Source organism: Radiobacillus sp. PE A8.2, from assembly GCF_045635475.1.
Taxonomy (GTDB): Bacteria; Bacillota; Bacilli; order Bacillales; family Amphibacillaceae; genus JBJGXI01.
In genome coordinates this window covers 49,350-65,656 of record NZ_JBJGXI010000021.1, presented here as the reverse complement: position 1 = coordinate 65,656, position 16,307 = coordinate 49,350, and the positions used below count along the sequence as shown (strand labels likewise).

Here is a 16,307-nt window from a genome sequence, read left to right as displayed (position 1 = left end):
TATGGATACTCAAGCATCCATAAAGCTCGCTATTTATTACTGAATTAAATTTCACCCAAAACCTAACGATTATTTCCCTTAAATATTACCCTTGTACTCCATAATAAATAAGTAAAGAGATAACCATAAGTACTATCACATAGATTCCAGTTTTAATATATTTATTTTTCGGGATTGAATTTACCTTATCGATTAATCCGCTTCGCTTACGATATTTGATTAAGAAAGCAGCAATAATGATACCTATTAAACTCATCACATGGCTTACACTAAGAGGTCCAACAACCATTGGGTTTAATCTAGCAAATTCTACGATAGCCCGTATAGCCATATAACCAATTACATAGTGAAGAAAGACTTGACCAGTATAAGAAGTCTTTTTCAATCGTAACCACAAATATCCGAATAACAAATAATCCAACAGAAATTCATAGGCTTGGGCTGGATGTAGCAATTCCCCATATTTTTCCATTCCCCAAGGTAGGGCATCAGAAATTGGTCCTCCAAACACATCACAGCCAATTCTGCTTATTCCCTGTGCCAAAATTAGCGAGGGAGCAACAATATCTAATGTTTCCCAGATTGGTAGTTTATGACGCTTCAAAAATAAATAACCGACAAGTAATCCACCTAAAATACCACCATGGATGGATAATCCGCCATTTTGGATGAAAAATACCTCCATTGGATTGGCTATGTAATAGGAAGGATTATAAACAACGATATAAACAATCCGCGCCCCTATTATTCCTCCCAATAAAGAGTAGACTACTCCATCCGTTAATAATTTATGATTCATCTTCCTACGTTTTGCTTCTCTTATAAGTAACAGGAAACCTACTAACGCACCAATCGCTATCATTAAACCAAAAAAGTGAATCGAAAAAGGGCCGAAACTAAATAATGGCTTCATCTAATATTCCTCATTTCATCATAAAATAACAAACTTAATACAAACACAAAATCATTATACGTGTTAAATGTAGATTTTTTGTGAAGTTTATCAATGTTATCAATTATAATGAGTTAATAGATTCATAAAAAGGAGAGGTTTGACTCTCTCCCTAACATTTATTCCTTACCCTGCACAACAAGATAACTTATTGACGTCTTTGTCCAATGTTAAGGCTGCTAGTTTCAAGCCTTCAGCCATTGTGAGATAAGGCGCCATCGTATTTTTCAAATCGTCTGCGGTTAAACCGAACTGTACGGCTAATGTGGCACTATAAATCACATCTCCAGCATTTTCTGCAACCACATGAGCACCGAGTATTTTCTGCGTGTGGTTATTGAAAACGAGTTTGAACACTCCATTTGTTTCACGATTCACGAGTGCTCTTGGCACACTATCGAGTGGAAGTACGGAGATCTTCACATCATACCCTTTACCTTTGGCTTGTTGTTCGGTTAAACCAACTGTGGCAATGGACGGGTTAGTAAATGTTACTCCAGGTACAAAGCGTAGATCCACTTTCTTATTTGCAGCTCCTAATGCGTTTTCTACAACAATTCCACCCTCGTATGCTGCCACATAAACAAATTGTAGACCTAATGTCACATCACCTGCAGCATAGACATTTGGATTGCTCGTTTGCAGGTAGTCATTAACCATGACTTCCCCTTCTTTGCCAATTTCTACGCCTGCTGCCTCAAGATTGAGTGAATCTGTATTCGGTTTCCTTCCGGTGGCAATCAATAATTGATCAGCTTCAATGATTTGTTCTTCACCATTCACTTCAATGAAGACTTTTTTCGTATCACCATCTTGTTCCACCTTTTTATAAGTGACTCCTGTGAAAAAGTTTAGTCCTTGTTCGGTTAAAGCTTCATCGATGGCTTCTGAAATTTCTGGATCGTATTCCTTCAGAAGTCGCTCACTTCGTTGCATCAAAGAAACTTCTGATCCTAAGTTATGAAACAGTTGTCCTAACTCCATCGCAATATAACCTGAACCAATCACTGCTAACTTCTTTGGAACCTCTTTTAGTTCTAAAGCCGTTGTGCTTGTTAAAAAGTCCACTTCTTTCAGTCCAGGAATATCTGGAATAGACGGGGATGCCCCTGTTGAAATTAGGAATTTGTTTGCTGTATATTTTCGTCCGTTCACTTCAACCGTGTTTTCATCAACAAATGATGCTGCACCACGAATCAAATCAAATCCATATTCATCAATAAGATCTATATATTTTTGCTGTCTCATACCTTGTACCAGTTCATCCTTTTCATCTGTTAACGTAGCCATATCAACTGATTCGGCTTTTGTGTTCAAACCTGTAAAAAGGTTGTTTCCTGCCAAGTGATTGATGTCACCGGCGCGAAGCATCGTCTTAGAAGGCACACATCCTATGTTAACGCATGTTCCACCCATAGTACCCCTTTCAACTATGCCTACTTTCGCCCCTTTTTCAACGGCCTTAATCGCTGCTGAAAAGGCTGCACCACCTGAACCAATTATCAAAAGGTCGTATGCGCCGTCTTTGTTATTAAAAGTAACATCGTTATCTTCAGATTCAATTGTGGCGTCACCAGCTCGATAACCTGATTCATTAACCACCTCTTTTGCCTTCTCTAAATCATCTTTACCAATTTCAAATGTCGCTTGCCCACGACGGAAATCAGCTGTTGGATTATCTGCTCCGACTTTGACCAATGCCTCGGTTACGTGATTATCACAACTAGTACAAGTCATTCCTTGTACAGGAAGCGTGATTAGAACTTTATCGTTACTCATAGAAAAACTCCTTTATAAAAGATTATTTTAATATTTTTTTACCAAAATCCAGTTCCTATTTACTTTTCCGAACTAGCTTATTGTTTCCCACTCAGCTCTTTTGTAACTATTAGGAAACTAATCTAAATCAGCATATCGTTTATTCGCTAACCCAGTCTTTCGGCGATAAATAATAGCTATAATACTAACAATAACTAGCACAATAGAAATTACCTGTGCAATACGAAGCGACTCAGTGAGCATCAAGCTATCAGTACGCATACCTTCAATGAAGAACCGTCCAATCGAGTACCAAATGATATACGAAAAAAATAATTCTCCCCGCCTTAAATTTACTTTTCTCAAACTTAAAAGTAAGACGAATCCAATCAAATTCCATATTGATTCATATAAAAAGGTCGGATGGTAATACACTCCCTCAATATACATTTGGTTAATGATGAACTCTGGCAAGTATAATCCTTCAAGAAAACCACGGGTAACTAGCCCCCCATGAGCCTCTTGATTCATAAAATTACCCCAGCGACCTATTGCCTGACCTAATATAATACTTGGTGCTGCGATATCAACCAGCTTCCAAAAAGATACTTTTTTAACTTTTGAAAAGAAGTAGCCCGTTAAAGTTGCGCCGATAAGAGCTCCGTGAATCGCAATACCACCTTCCCAAATCGCAAAGACATCACCGAGGTTGTTACGGTATTGATCCCATTGAAAAGCTACATAGTAAATTCGTGCAGAAATGATCGCAATCGGTATAGCGATAATTAACAAATCAGAAAACGTATCTTTCGGTAAACCCCTCTTTTCACTTTCCCTTTGTGCAATGATAAATCCGAGAAATGCACCAAATGCAATAATAATTCCATACCAATATACAGTCAGTGGACCAAGTTCGAATGCCACTCTGCTAAGTGGTTGAATACCTGAATTCATATTTACAACTCCTTTTTCATTAAATACAAGGTAGCTTATTTTACCGTTTAGCAAATCTTTAAGTTTAGTGATTGGTTCCTGGTGTAACAAGTGTTAAAAATCCAGAAAACAAATATAATTTCTCTTTTATATCTCCTCACATTCAAAAACAGATTACATTCTTGTACATTCACTAATTTGTTTTGCATTATCTCCAACTACTTCAGATGCAAGTGTAATGATCTGTTTTATTCGTTCATCCTTGATTTGATAATAAATGTACTTACCTACTTTTCGTGTATCAACATACCCACACCATTTCAAGCAGGCTAATTGATTTGATACTTGTGATTGCTTTATCTCCAATTCATCCACTAATTCACTTACATTTTTCTCCTTATCCAAAAGGGAAAGAGCAATTTGAAACCTTGTGGGGTTTGATAGCCCATGGAAAAACTTCGCATAGATTTCTGAACTAATTTTATGATTTAAATCTTGATTTGAATGCATGGTAAACCTTTCCTTCCTTTTTTCTTACTATATTAAAGATAGCCCTGATTCCTCCATCATAGTCTAAAGTAGTGCTCCGCCAGTACCAAATGACCAATAATATACAAGGTACAATCCAGTTAAAAAGATAATCAGAGCTGAAATTTTCTCTATAACAGGTATATATTTTCTCAAAAACCTTTGAACAAATTGTTTTGATATTAGTGAAGCAGTTGTAATAACCGTTATAACAAGACCCATCCCAATTGAATAAACAACGAAATTAATGAAGATTGAAATGATCGTATTTTCATTAATAGATTGGGAAATGACCAATAGAAACGCCGGCAATGTACAACTTAGAGAGGCTAACGCATAGGCTATACCATATAAAAACACTGACAATTTACCTGGCTTCACCTGAAATGAAACTGTTTTGATTGGTAAATGTTTACCAATCAACATAAACAGACCAAATAATGAAAGTGAAATAGCAATAATTAATGATAGAAGAGGTAGATATTCCACTAATCCTCTACCAAGTAAACTAATCAAAAATCCAGCTACTACAAAAATGATTAAGAAGCCGATTGTCATAGCCACGCCCAGTCCCATTCCTCTTATTATTGCAGTCAAATTTGACATTTTTTTATCTTCTGCACCAATCAGATAGGAGATATAGGAAGGTAACATCGCAATACCACAAGGATTAAAGGCAGCCACAATTCCTGCTGTGAAAACAATCCAATGTGAAATGCCCATTATTCCACCCCAATTTTTGCCAAAGCCTCTTGGACTTCTTTTAACGTAGGATTTACTGCTCTGAAAACTTCTTCGTGATTTTGATCAACTAATACTGTCTCTTCCAATTGTTTTACTCCAAACTCTCGGGTAATTGTCCGATCTTTGTCATCCAATATATGAGGCCAGTTTCCACCAAATTTTTTTTGAAACTCAGCAAGCCCCTCCACAGTATCCATATACGGATCAAGGTCAACCGTTATAATTTGAACTTCTGGATACAGTCTGGATACTTCATTAAGCATGATTTCTCCCTCCTTACATGTAGGACACGATGCAGAAATAAAATACACCAAACTTGGTTGATCCTGAGATAACTGTACTACATTCCCATTAATATCTTTTGCATCTACTTTCAATTGATATTCACTGTCATTTGATGAGCAGGCTGTTAAAATTAACGTAAGAATTAATATTAAACGAACCTTCAATTTTGGCACCTCCTTACCCATCTTCATATTTAAATATTTTAATATAATATCTTACCTAAGCTATAATAACTTAAAAGTTTGAAGAAAGTGTGGAGTTATAATAGTTTTTTGCTTTTCTTTTTGGAAGGGGTCTATCTAACTTTTGAATGTAAAATTCATCTATTAATTTCAGATATAAATTCTTTGATAAAAGAAACACTCATTCCCTAACTTCGCAAAAAGGAATATGAGTTAAATCCTCTCTATAAAATGATAAAGATATTATTTATTGAATACTTTTCACATCATAACCGGTCTCTTTAATCGTATACTTTATTTTCCCAGGTCAGTTGTGGTTTACCATCCTGTGCTCAGTGCATACCATTCCCTTCATAAAGGCACCTTTCAAAAAAGCTCAACATTTAATTCTCCTTTTTATCCTCACTTTTTAATTATTAGTCCATTATCAGAAAAACCATATAAACTGCAAAAGTAAAAGCCCTTCTCTTTGGTGGAAAAGGGCTTCGTAAAACTAAGATGAGAGTAAGGATTCAATTTTGTCACGATTTTGGACAAATCCAATAAAAATCTCGTCATTTATTACAATCGTCGGAACTATATTTTTTCCTGTCAATTTGTTTAATTCCTCGATTTTATCTTCGTTTTCAACAATATCATGTACTGTAAAATGGAAACTATGGTGCGAAAGAAACTCTTTCGCTGCTTTGCAATCTGGTCAAGTTGGTGTGGTATATATTTCAATAGTAAAATCACTCAATTTTTCTCACCCTTTTATTTTAATTCGTCCATTTCCATTGATGACATTTGTTTCATCTTTTCTTCCATCTGGCTCATCATTTGATTAATACTATTTAGTTTCTCTATCTGTTCTTGTGTCAATTTTCCACTCTCTTGTAATTCATTAATGAGACTGTTCAATTCTTTCTTCATCATTTTATGCTTATCCATCATTTCTTTCAATTCTTCTTTCATCATTTTCATTTTATCGCAACAATCTTTTTCCATTGTTTCCTCTGCATTTTCTACGTTAGATGGTATCATCTCTGCATGAACAGAAGTAGCAACAGGTATGGTAATGGCTAATCCCATAAACAATGTGGTAACTAATTTAAGCATACCAACCTTCATCATAAAAATCACCTCCATTTTATAACTGTAGTTTATCTATATACTTCAAAATTATGTATATAAATCCTCTTCATAGTTTCCATAGAATAAGAAACAAACTTATGGGGAAAATACGTATAAATTGACTATAAAAAAGGTGATTTAAAATGGATTACGGACTATGGCTTTCTATCGTTCCGTCTCTTATTGCTATTGTTTTAGCAACTTGGACAAAGCAAGTGATTCCTTCCCTGTTGATTGGTTTATGGGCGGGGAGTTTTATTTTAACAGGATCATTTCTCGGTTCTATTTCCCAAACCGTTGATTATATTGTTGAGGTATTATCTGATCCTGGAAACCTAGACGTCCTTCTTTTCTTATACGTCTTTAGTGGATTAGTAGCCTTAATTCAATTGTCTGGTGGTGTCCAAGCTTTCGCCAAGGTAATGGATAACTACATTAACAATTCTAAAAAAACATTAATTGCCTCCTGGTTATTGCTTCCTATCACTTTTATTGATTGTGGATTCCGTGTTGTGGCAACAGGATCTATCATGAAACCTTTAGCAGATCGTTTTTCCGTTTCACGTGAACGGTTAGCCTATATGTTAAATAACTCTGCTAGTCCAGTCATTGTGTTGATCCCAGTTGCAACCACTTATATTGGTTACATTATTGGGGTCTTAAATAAAGGTATGGGAGCGGCAGGAATAGAAGGTTCAGCTATGCAACTTTTTTTGTCTAGCTTACCCTTTCAGTTTTTCAGTTTCACATCTATTACTATCGCCTTATTATCTGTGATTATAGGTTGGAATTTTGGTAGTATGAAAAAATTAATTCAATCTGCAAATCACTCAAATAAAGAAACATCTTTCTCACGTCCTGCTCATGCGATGGAAATGTCTGAGGAAATTGGTAATACAGACAAGGCAGATACAGCGAAAGATCAAATGGGCGTCACTTCAAAAGGAAAAATGGAAAAAATGGACATGGATATGGGCATAGGAAAGCCTGCTTTGAAACCAAGATTGTTTAACCTTTTAGCTCCTATCCTTGTATTAATTCCTTTAAGCTTTTTCCTGATGTGGTGGGATGGTCGAAAAGAAGCAAAAGGTGAAAGCATTGTGGAAGTATTTTCAGCAGCAGATCCATCTCGTTCGATGTTTTTAGCCTTATTTATTACAGTGATGATAACTGCTGCTTTATACCTGTTTCAAGGACTTAAACTAAAGAAAATGACTGACCGATTTATTAAAGGCGGGAACAAGCTTATGGTAACTATCGTAATATTAGCAGTTGCTTGGCCCATTTCTGATGTTTCACAGGATCTCGGTTTAACAGACCTAATTCGGAAAACTTTAGGTGGAACACTAACACCAATATGGGTTCCTGTCCTTATTTTTGTCGTAACAGGTGCTGTAACTTATTTCATCGGTTCATCATGGGGTGCATGGGCATTAATGATGCCAATCGCGATCCCTTTAGCTGTAACGACAGGAGGTAGTGTTCCACTTGCTGTTGCTGCCGTTCTTTCAGGGGGGACTTTTGGAGATGTTACCTCACCCGTTTCCGGTATGACCGCAATGTCTGCGGGGGCTGCTGGGGCCGATCATATGAAATACGTCAAAGCCATGACTCCGTATAATTTACTAGCCGCGGGATTAGCAGCGGGTTTATTTTTAGTCGTGCCCTTAATTTTTTAAATGTTACCTAAGGATGACAAGGATGTGTTTTGATGGATGAATTACTTTATGTTATTGCTTTTGTGATAGCTATAATTGGAGCATTGGATTTTTGCACTATGGAAAATCGAAGAAAATGGAGTTTGCTCGAAATCAACGAATGCAAGCCAAAAAGAAGGTAAATAAATAATAGACAAAAGTGCGCAATTAGAGCACTTTTGTCTATAGAAAATTCATAAAATTAAGCCCATTTAGGTTAGGATTCAAAAAATTATTCTAGTTCCTTTTTAATTTGTTTTATCCGTTAACTCATACAAGCGTTCTCTATACTCTTCTGTATTAATTTCCCCTCTTGAATATCTCTGCCTTAATAACTCCACCGCTTTATCCGAGTTATTGGTTGTGTTATTTTGGGAAAATTTTCGTATTAGGTAAATAACGAGCCAAATAATTAATCCCCAAAATAATAACATAAACAACCCGCCGCCGATCATCATAGGCCAACCCATATCACCACAACTTGTACCATTCATCATCATACTAATCATCTCCTTACCTTATTTTAGTCAATTAATTCAATCTATTTTTAGCTACTTGTTGACCAATACCTTGGATTAATTTGGTGATTTTGAACATTCTCTATAAAAACCAATAGGTGAACGTATCATTAATACCTGCTAACAAAAATATGATGGCTGCGAACTTTGTTAGCCAGCGATTCAATGATTTCGTTTTTTTAAAATATTTTTGTTTTATTATGTCAGAGCTATCTACTAGAATAAGTACAAATACAATTAATGGAATTGTAGTCCCAATTGCGAAGATTGGAGGCAATAATATTCCTCCTGTAGTTTGGATACCTAATGGAACTAGTAGCCCAAAAAAGAGCCAAACTAATGTTGGACAAAAGGCAAGGGCAAATGCTACGCCAAATCCGAAGGAACCTATAGGAGAACCCTCTGGTATTTTGCTTTTTAACCATTCGCTTAATCTTGTACCAAACGATAGGCGAAACCGGGAAAAGCCCAGAAAATATAACCCAGCCAAGATCATGATCGGACCAATCGCCTTTCTAACGATAATAATAAGCGACGCATTTCCGTTCACTGTTGTTAGCTGAACACCTAGATAAATTGCTGTTCCTCCAACAACTGTATAAATCAATGTTTTACCGGCAATAAAGGCAAACGTTTGAACTAATGTCTGTTTTCTGTTCGTCGCATCTCGTGAAACAAAGGCAAGTGCACTGGCATTTGTTGTCACTTGGCAAGGGGATGTCGTTGCTGCTAACCCTAACAGTAAAGCAGTCAAAATAGGGATATTCCACTGTTCTGTAATATTTAGAATTGGGTCTGCTAACTTTGTCCCCAATTGTGTTAAAAATGTATACCATTGTAAGCTTAAATCATGGAGAAGTTCGCCCAATCCTATCCCCCCTTTTTTTGGTTTGTTACTGCTACAATACTAACTGGCGTAAGTTTAAAATCTAGCCGCCCAAAAACGACTTCTGACAGTGAACTCTACCAAACACCTTAAGAAATTTCCTAATTAAAATAAGCCCAGCCTTTTAATAGCTGGGCGAAAAAGACTAAGGTTGTGCAATTACTTCCTTTGTCTGTAAATATTCTTCCATATTTATTTCTCCATTTACCAGTCTCATCTTCAACTGATCAACAGGGCTCAGTTGCTTCATACTGTCTTTTTCCTTATCTTTTTTAGATGAACCACCACAACAACTCATTAGAGTCACCTCCTTTTTATGGGACTACTAATCGAACATTTTTTGTGGCTTGAAAGTCTGCCCTTAGAACGAAAAAACATTTTTCTGTAAGCATCTTTACTGAAATAGCCATGTTAAAACAAACGTGCCCCCGTTGATCGTAAAGTTATTTTAAAAAGGCAATGGGAGTACGGGATACCACATGTCTGTCTATAATGCCTCTTTCTTGCCTTGGTCTTTTTCTAATTGAACAACATTTGAACCTTTAGATTCTTCTTTCAAAAATTTAACTTCCTTCATAAGCTGATGATTTTGCTCCATCATATCTGCCATCTTTAACTGGACAGACTGTAATTCATCCTGTTGAGAAGTCTGTAACTGATTATTACTGTTCTGTTTTGACTCCTTGTTCTTGTTTCCTCCAAACATACCCTTCATACAGAATAACATCATAAGGGGACACGCTAACAATATAAGTAGTTCCCAGCTCATCACTCCACCTCCGTTTGTTTATATAATTAAGTATAAACAAAAATTGTGTAGAAACTTTGAGGATTCTAAAAATAATTGGATTAATGTTTAAGAAAACAGCGTATGGTGAGTGTAGTAGCAGTTCATTTATCCTATATACCCTCACCCAAATTTCACTTGCACATGAATTAGGTCTTGATGGTGACAATTGTCTTATAACATATATTACTTTGCACCGACAGAAGGATGATTGCCTTTAAACATTTTTTGATTACGCGCCCAAATCCATAGAAAACGCCCCAGACACACGATTGCCAAGCTTATAAAAACCGCATTATGAATGTTCATGTGTATCAGCATTTGTGCAATCAAGGCAATAACGAGACCAAAAAAAATTTGGTTTTTCGCTTTTTTAGGTGAGGTTTTTGGATCAGTTATCATATTGAATGTAAAAATAAACAACCCTCCCCACATAAACGAACTAAAATTCGCATTCCATAAATCGGTCCATATCAACTGTCTTAAAAATTGGATCCCTATAAAACCAATTAAAAAGGAGACCACTAACGCAAGGCGATGTACTTTATAGACTAAATAAAGCCCTCCCAAAGACATCAGAACAAGGGCCCACAGATAATATCCCCATTGCAACGGATCCGTTGCTGTTGCTGGTAGTAGCAGAGAAACAAAAACAATCCCACTATTTGAAGGATTTAAAATGTGATCTCCCCGGTACCGGACTATATGTTTCAAACTGATTGCAACTATAGCAGCCATAATAAAAGGGATAATTGTATCCGCCCGTAACGCAAGGGCAATCCCTAGTCCAGTTATAACTGCACTGTATGGCCAGTAAAACGCACCTTTTTTCCAGTAGAGAATAACTAACTCCAATAGAATGCAAATGCCTAATGTTACAACAATTTGCCATATAGTAACTGAAAAATTTAATAATACCCCACCAATGATGGCGTATGTGCTAAGGAGGATAATTTGCATAATACGAGGGTCCCGTGTCATTCCCATATCTTTTGTAACTCCTCATCGACCGACTCTATAGGGACATACATTTGTTGTGGTGAGATTTCGTACCAACGCACAATTCCCTCTTCATCAATAATAAACATAGAATGAGTGTCCACAGGCCCCATATCCATCCCACCTGGTACATCCGTTACACCATATGGTTTTCCTACTTTTTGATTTTTGTCATATAAAACCGGAATGTTAATATTATATTTCTGTACAATTTGTTCAGAAAAGGCGATTGGATCTGTCGTAATTGCCAAGATCACCGTGTTTTGTTCGGCGTACTCCTCTACTTTTTCATTCAGCTCAACTAGCTGATCTACACAAGCTTGTCAGCCATTGCCTTCATAAAAATAAAGGACAACATTTTTTCCTTTGTAATCATCTAAAGAAATGTTTCCCCGCGTGGATTGTAAAGTAAAATCAGGTGCTGGTGCATCCGTTTCAATGTCTAATGAATTGATATTAGACGTTTGTTTTTCTTGAATGGATCCCAGTACAACCAAAAGCAGTAAACCTACGATACCAGTTACTCCAAAAACCCAGCGCTTATTTAGTCCTTTTTTATGTTTTTTCTTTTCTTTCATGTTCTAGTTCCTCTCATAATCTCTTCCACCAAGCCTTGCCCCAAGCAAAATTATGCAGTACCTAAAAGGGCGTATTCACAAATAAAGCTTTTTGCCTACCCATATGTTAGTCAAAAAATATGTAGATTTTGTGTTTTTTGAAATTGTTAATTTTAAAAAATAAACCATTATTTTATCTAGCATTCTTGATATTCATTAAAAAAATGGGTTCTCACATGTTAATCCCTAAAATTCTTTAATAAATTAAAAAGTCATTAATTTGGTAGTACTAGCAACGTGTCAGGTAAGCTTCTTCACATTGTTTTGCACTGACACTATCAGTACTTTCACATAGTTTCGCACGGCTTATAGAAAGAAAAACTCTCCTTAAGGAATGAAAAAAAGTTTTTGAACCATTCTCCAATTTCAATATAAAAAAGTGTTCCGATAAATTGTGATAAATGTAAAGTCGTTCAACTAAAGAACCAGTAATTCATAACAAAAGAATTACCGGTTTTTGATTTGTTCTCACCTTCTTAACCACCCACTCCACTCAATTGATCGTTAAGGTGGGCATACTTTTCCTAGTTAATTCAATTAAAATAAGTTCATACTTAAATAACGTTCACCCGTATCAGGAGCAATGCATAGCACCCGTTTTCCAGAACCTAAACGTTCAGCAACCTTTATGGCTGCGAATACTGCTGCAGCAGAAGACAAGCCAACAAATATCCCTTCTTTACGTCCCAGGTCTTTAAAAGTTTTTACTGCACTCTCATCGTCAATCTGTATGATTTCATCGTAAATTTGAGTATTTAATATTTTAGGAACAAACCCAGGGCTTGTTCCTACTAATTTATGAGGACCAGGCTTCCCCCCTGATAACACTGGTGATCCTTTAGGTTCTACAACTGTAATATAAAGGTCAGATATTAGTTCCTTTAACGTTTCCCCCGTACCAGTAACTGTTCCACCAGTACCAGCTGTGGCTACGAAAGCATCCAAGCAACCATCCATTTGTTGATATATTTCAAGCGCTGTTGTCTTACGATGAATATCAGGGTTTGCATCATTCTCGAACTGGTGTGGAATAAAACTTCCGGGGATTTCCTTTTGCAACTCTAACGCCTTTGCAATTGCCCCTTGCATTTTCTGTTTACTTGGAGTTAATACTACCTCTGCACCAAACGCCCTCAAAATATTAATTCTTTCTTTTGTCATGTTATCAGGCATTACCAATATCGCATGATACCCTTTAGCTGCCGCATTCATAGCTAGACCAATCCCTGTATTACCACTTGTAGACTCAATGATTGTATCCCCTGGACAAATCAAGCCTTGTGTTTCCGCAGTCGTTATAAGATTGTATGCGGCACGATCTTTTACACTTTTAGATGGGTTAAACATTTCTAATTTAACAAAAACATCTGCCGCACCTTTCGGCACAAGGCGATTTAATCGTACAATAGGCGTTTCGCCTATTAACTCAGTAATATTTTCTACAACTTTCATTTTTGGCATCCCCTTATCGTTTCTTCCAACTGTTTCAAAGTAAATTATAAAGAAAGTCTTTGGAAAAACCGTGATGATTTGAATAAAAACTAATTTAATTGGTATATTTATCCCCACCGGCGTTGCAATAATTATAATCGAATATTAACAAAAAAGTACGTTTAGAATGGAAGTACAAGTGGTTCTTTTTTACAAGTCCAATAAAATCGAGTATAAAATCTATTCAATTTTCGCACTAGGTTTTTTATGCTATTTTTATTTTATTTCTTTATAATCAAAACTACTAATAGTTCATCTGTTATTTTTTAAGTTTGCTTTTTTTATGAATGACTCGGTAGCAGTGCCGCACCGATTACACCTGATTTTGTTCCAAGTTGCGCAAGTTGGACGTTAACCTTCCCATTCAAACTGGAATACACATAATCATTAATTCTAGTTTGGAGTTGCGTAAAGAAGAATTGCTCAGATTTCATTATCCCCCCACCTAACACAAAAATATCTGGGTTGATAATATGTACTAGGTTTGCAATTCCTTTTGCCCAATAAGTTATCATCTCATCCCTTATTTGCATTGCTTCCGGGTTCCCCTCTTCTACCAACTGAAAAACCTCTTGTGCACCACCATCAATCCCTAAGCGTTGCTTTCCTTCTCTTTCTATAGAGCTTCCTGACGCAAGTGTTACCCATGCTCCTTGATTAAGGTTATTAACCATCGGACCTTCCTTAGTTAATATCATATTGCCAACTTCTCCAGCTACTCCCTGTGCGCCAGGAAGGACTTTACCTTCGAGAACTATACCAGCCCCAATACCAGTGCTGATTGTAATATAGACAACACTTTTATAATTCTGTCCAGCTCCATACACTGCTTCTGCGAGTGCTGCTGCTTTTGCGTCATTATCTAGTGTCACTTTAATCCCTGTCGCTTTCTCAAGTCCTTCGATAAGTGGGAAATTTGACCACTTTAGTAAATTGGGAGGATCAAGAATTAACCCTGCAAAGAGATCTAAGGGTCCAGGGGCACCTACGCCAATTCCAGTGATACTATAGCCTTCTCGAATATCTTCTATTAAACGCACCATTTTTTGTAATCCTTGTTCAGGTCCAAGTTCAGCTTCAGTTGGAAATTCATTTTCCTTTATAATCTCTCCAGTTTCATTTACTAGAGCAGCTCTAAGGTTTGTTCCACCTAAATCTATGCCAATAGTATAATTTTTCACATCACTCATTCTATTTCCTCCTGTATAGTCACATTATTTATCAACGTTAAACACGGTGGAATTTGAAGTTTGGAACGACGACACCATTTTACCTTTCCGCATATTTTCCACTGGAACTTGGGTATATTCTTGTAACTCAGCAAACAACTTCTCATTCCTATACCAAGCTGTTTCAATACTCCCATGGCCACAACACTAGTTGCTTAGTCGAAACCATCCTCTATTTTAATAGCAATACACAGGCCGGTTTCCCTATCAGCTTTCAATATCTCTTAGAATATGTGTCCCACATTGAAATGCTTCTCAGTTACTGAAATTACTAGCTTGGTATTGTTATCTAGTTCTATTCTCTTAAGTCCTGAATATTACTTAAAGTTTCCGTTGCAAATTCCCTCAACTCGTTTGGCCCTATTTCATTATCTAGTTCCTTTATTTCACTCCAGCATAGCTACATAATGTTTGATTTTATTATGAACTTTTTAGGGGGGAGTTCTAATCCTTATTCTCCAGGTACAAAGATGCCTAAAGAATTAAATAGGAAAAGGAAAAATTTGAAGGGAAGATAAAATTTATCTTCCCTTCTTTTATCAACTCGACTTTCTGTTTTAATGCTTCAAGAGGATCAGTAGTAATGGTTACAATCTGATTGATTCCTAGAGTCTTAAACTGATCTATGGATTAAATCAAAAAGTCTGTCCCATTTCCTCACTTTTAATTTTTACCCATTTTCTTTTTAAGTGCTGCTAGTTCATCATTGACATCATTTTTATCCAAATCTTCAAATTCATCATCTAATGTACGACTTTCCTGTGACAGGTCCTCGCTTGTTTCCGCTTCTGCTTCAAAACGCATTACTTTCTCTTCCATTCGTTCAAATCCCTGTTTGGAATCATCACCGCCTATTGAAGACATTGTCCGGTTTATCTTGGTTTTGGTTTTAGCAGATTCAGCACGGGCTTTTAATGAATCCTTCTTCAATTTCATTTCTTGATATTCTTTTTTCATTTCATCTAATTTATTACGCAATTCATCAGAGTCATTTTTTGCGCGTCCCCATGATTCTTTAAGCGTTATTGCTTCGCCTTCATGGTCACCTTTATCCTGAAGCGCTCGACGAGCCAAGTCCTCATTACCCACTTCAATAGCTTGCTCCGCTTGTTTCTGACGTTTTTCCACCATCGCTTGCACATCATCAGCCTTACGTTTCAACATTTTTTCATTAGCAATCTGCTTGGCAACGGCTGCTTCAACTTCACGAATATCCTCAGCCATATCCCGCATAAATTGATCCAGCATTTTTACCGGATCTTCGGCCTTGTCAAGCATTGCATTCATTTCCGAACCTACTACAGTTGTCACGCGTTTAAAAAATTTAAACATGTTAATCCTCCTCTATTTTGTTCCAGCTAAGATTTTCAGTTCATATGATTCAATCGGTTATCCATAACTTGTTTCAATTTCTATTCCCCAAGCCTCAAAGCTTAAATACGTCGCTTCATCATCCGAACTATCAGCATAATTAGTTTCTGTATATTAACTTCCCTTACCCTGTACGACTGCTGCTCCTGTTTCCTCCAGATAACATGTTTTATTGTCGTAGGTTAATTCCTTTGGATAGGGTTTAGAAACGGGAAAC

17 protein-coding genes and 1 pseudogene are annotated in these 16,307 nt (G+C 36.6%); 1 reads left to right on the top strand and 17 read right to left on the bottom strand.

The window, feature by feature from the left end:
- Positions 1 to 85 precede the first annotated feature (85 nt).
- The 8 genes and pseudogenes from lgt (ACI6MV_RS12690) to ACI6MV_RS12655 all read right to left on the bottom strand — a co-directional run bounded on the left by lgt (ACI6MV_RS12690) (position 86) and on the right by ACI6MV_RS12655 (position 6,495).
- Positions 86 to 913 carry a prolipoprotein diacylglyceryl transferase gene (lgt, locus tag ACI6MV_RS12690; RefSeq protein ID WP_407270674.1) on the bottom strand — a complete coding sequence of 276 codons (828 nt, stop codon included), beginning with the start codon at positions 911 to 913 and terminating at the stop codon, positions 86 to 88.
- A 165-nt stretch (positions 914 to 1,078) separates the two neighbouring features.
- Entirely contained in the window at positions 1,079 to 2,731 is a 1,653-nt protein-coding gene (gene merA, locus ACI6MV_RS12685) for a mercury(II) reductase (protein WP_407270673.1), read from the bottom strand.
- Between the two features lie 117 nt (positions 2,732 to 2,848).
- Positions 2,849 to 3,664, bottom strand: a complete 816-nt coding sequence (gene lgt, locus ACI6MV_RS12680; RefSeq protein ID WP_407270672.1) for a prolipoprotein diacylglyceryl transferase — start codon at positions 3,662 to 3,664, stop codon at positions 2,849 to 2,851.
- Between the two features lie 153 nt (positions 3,665 to 3,817).
- The gene (locus ACI6MV_RS12675) at positions 3,818 to 4,153 is read right to left on the bottom strand and encodes an ArsR/SmtB family transcription factor (RefSeq protein WP_407270671.1); all 336 of its coding nucleotides are present in this window, start codon (positions 4,151 to 4,153) and stop codon (positions 3,818 to 3,820) included.
- A 63-nt stretch (positions 4,154 to 4,216) separates the two neighbouring features.
- Positions 4,217 to 4,894, bottom strand: a complete 678-nt coding sequence (locus ACI6MV_RS12670; protein ID WP_407270670.1) for a cytochrome c biogenesis CcdA family protein — start codon at positions 4,892 to 4,894, stop codon at positions 4,217 to 4,219.
- Positions 4,894 to 5,364 (bottom strand): TlpA family protein disulfide reductase, encoded by a 471-nt coding sequence (locus tag ACI6MV_RS12665; RefSeq protein WP_407270669.1) that lies wholly within the window; start codon positions 5,362 to 5,364, stop codon positions 4,894 to 4,896. The genes ACI6MV_RS12670 and ACI6MV_RS12665 overlap by 1 nt, the downstream gene beginning before the upstream one ends.
- Positions 5,365 to 5,875: 511 nt before the next feature.
- Positions 5,876 to 6,067 (bottom strand): annotated as a pseudogene (locus tag ACI6MV_RS12660) (glutaredoxin family protein); the annotation flags it as partial.
- Between the two features lie 68 nt (positions 6,068 to 6,135).
- Positions 6,136 to 6,495 carry a hypothetical protein gene (locus ACI6MV_RS12655; protein ID WP_407270668.1) on the bottom strand — a complete coding sequence of 120 codons (360 nt, stop codon included), beginning with the start codon at positions 6,493 to 6,495 and terminating at the stop codon, positions 6,136 to 6,138.
- A gap of 143 nt (positions 6,496 to 6,638) precedes the next feature.
- On the opposite strand from ACI6MV_RS12655, the gene ACI6MV_RS12650 reads away from it, so the two are divergent.
- Positions 6,639 to 8,174, top strand: a complete 1,536-nt coding sequence (locus ACI6MV_RS12650; RefSeq protein ID WP_407270667.1) for a Na+/H+ antiporter NhaC family protein — start codon at positions 6,639 to 6,641, stop codon at positions 8,172 to 8,174.
- A gap of 266 nt (positions 8,175 to 8,440) precedes the next feature.
- Here the strand turns inward: ACI6MV_RS12650 and ACI6MV_RS12645 are convergent, their stop codons facing one another.
- From ACI6MV_RS12645 to ACI6MV_RS12605, 9 genes are all read right to left on the bottom strand, one after another.
- Positions 8,441 to 8,692: an SHOCT domain-containing protein gene (locus ACI6MV_RS12645; protein ID WP_407270666.1), complete on the bottom strand. Its 252-nt coding sequence runs from the start codon at positions 8,690 to 8,692 to the stop codon at positions 8,441 to 8,443.
- 100 nt (positions 8,693 to 8,792) lie between these two features.
- A complete protein-coding gene (locus ACI6MV_RS12640; protein ID WP_407270665.1) occupies positions 8,793 to 9,578 on the bottom strand; it encodes an urease accessory protein UreH domain-containing protein in 786 nt (261 codons plus the stop codon).
- 163 nt (positions 9,579 to 9,741) lie between these two features.
- Positions 9,742 to 9,894 carry a hypothetical protein gene (locus tag ACI6MV_RS12635; RefSeq protein ID WP_407270664.1) on the bottom strand — a complete coding sequence of 51 codons (153 nt, stop codon included), beginning with the start codon at positions 9,892 to 9,894 and terminating at the stop codon, positions 9,742 to 9,744.
- Between the two features lie 189 nt (positions 9,895 to 10,083).
- Positions 10,084 to 10,326, bottom strand: a complete 243-nt coding sequence (locus ACI6MV_RS12630) for a hypothetical protein (RefSeq protein WP_407270663.1) — start codon at positions 10,324 to 10,326, stop codon at positions 10,084 to 10,086.
- A gap of 243 nt (positions 10,327 to 10,569) precedes the next feature.
- Entirely contained in the window at positions 10,570 to 11,343 is a 774-nt protein-coding gene (locus ACI6MV_RS12625) for an RnfABCDGE type electron transport complex subunit D (protein ID WP_407270662.1), read from the bottom strand.
- A 17-nt stretch (positions 11,344 to 11,360) separates the two neighbouring features.
- Positions 11,361 to 11,960 (bottom strand): peroxiredoxin family protein, encoded by a 600-nt coding sequence (locus ACI6MV_RS12620; RefSeq protein ID WP_407270661.1) that lies wholly within the window; start codon positions 11,958 to 11,960, stop codon positions 11,361 to 11,363.
- Positions 11,961 to 12,536: 576 nt separating this feature from the next.
- The gene (cysK, locus tag ACI6MV_RS12615; RefSeq protein WP_407270660.1) at positions 12,537 to 13,451 is read right to left on the bottom strand and encodes a cysteine synthase A; all 915 of its coding nucleotides are present in this window, start codon (positions 13,449 to 13,451) and stop codon (positions 12,537 to 12,539) included.
- Between the two features lie 320 nt (positions 13,452 to 13,771).
- On the bottom strand, positions 13,772 to 14,680 hold the full coding sequence (locus ACI6MV_RS12610) for an ROK family protein (RefSeq protein WP_407270659.1): 909 nt from the start codon (positions 14,678 to 14,680) through the stop codon (positions 13,772 to 13,774).
- 702 nt (positions 14,681 to 15,382) lie between these two features.
- The gene (locus ACI6MV_RS12605; protein WP_407270658.1) at positions 15,383 to 16,051 is read right to left on the bottom strand and encodes a PspA/IM30 family protein; all 669 of its coding nucleotides are present in this window, start codon (positions 16,049 to 16,051) and stop codon (positions 15,383 to 15,385) included.
- Between the last annotated feature and the right edge of the window lie 256 nt (positions 16,052 to 16,307).

Excerpts from the sequence above, each read along its gene's own strand:
- lgt (WP_407270674.1), bottom strand. The coding sequence starts at position 913 with ATGAAGCCATTATTTAGTTTCGGCCCTTTTTCGATTCACTTTTTTGGT.
- merA (WP_407270673.1), bottom strand. The coding sequence starts at position 2,731 with ATGAGTAACGATAAAGTTCTAATCACGCTTCCTGTACAAGGAATGACT.
- lgt (WP_407270672.1), bottom strand. The coding sequence starts at position 3,664 with ATGAATTCAGGTATTCAACCACTTAGCAGAGTGGCATTCGAACTTGGT.
- ACI6MV_RS12675 (WP_407270671.1), bottom strand. The coding sequence starts at position 4,153 with ATGCATTCAAATCAAGATTTAAATCATAAAATTAGTTCAGAAATCTAT.
- ACI6MV_RS12670 (WP_407270670.1), bottom strand. The coding sequence starts at position 4,894 with ATGGGCATTTCACATTGGATTGTTTTCACAGCAGGAATTGTGGCTGCC.
- ACI6MV_RS12655 (WP_407270668.1), bottom strand. The coding sequence starts at position 6,495 with ATGATGAAGGTTGGTATGCTTAAATTAGTTACCACATTGTTTATGGGA.
- ACI6MV_RS12650 (WP_407270667.1), top strand. The coding sequence starts at position 6,639 with ATGGATTACGGACTATGGCTTTCTATCGTTCCGTCTCTTATTGCTATT.
- ACI6MV_RS12645 (WP_407270666.1), bottom strand. The coding sequence starts at position 8,692 with ATGATGATGAATGGTACAAGTTGTGGTGATATGGGTTGGCCTATGATG.
- ACI6MV_RS12635 (WP_407270664.1), bottom strand. The coding sequence starts at position 9,894 with ATGAGTTGTTGTGGTGGTTCATCTAAAAAAGATAAGGAAAAAGACAGT.
- ACI6MV_RS12630 (WP_407270663.1), bottom strand. The coding sequence starts at position 10,326 with ATGATGTTATTCTGTATGAAGGGTATGTTTGGAGGAAACAAGAACAAG.
- ACI6MV_RS12625 (WP_407270662.1), bottom strand. The coding sequence starts at position 11,343 with ATGCAAATTATCCTCCTTAGCACATACGCCATCATTGGTGGGGTATTA.
- cysK (WP_407270660.1), bottom strand. The coding sequence starts at position 13,451 with ATGAAAGTTGTAGAAAATATTACTGAGTTAATAGGCGAAACGCCTATT.
- ACI6MV_RS12610 (WP_407270659.1), bottom strand. The coding sequence starts at position 14,680 with ATGAGTGATGTGAAAAATTATACTATTGGCATAGATTTAGGTGGAACA.
- ACI6MV_RS12605 (WP_407270658.1), bottom strand. The coding sequence starts at position 16,051 with ATGTTTAAATTTTTTAAACGCGTGACAACTGTAGTAGGTTCGGAAATG.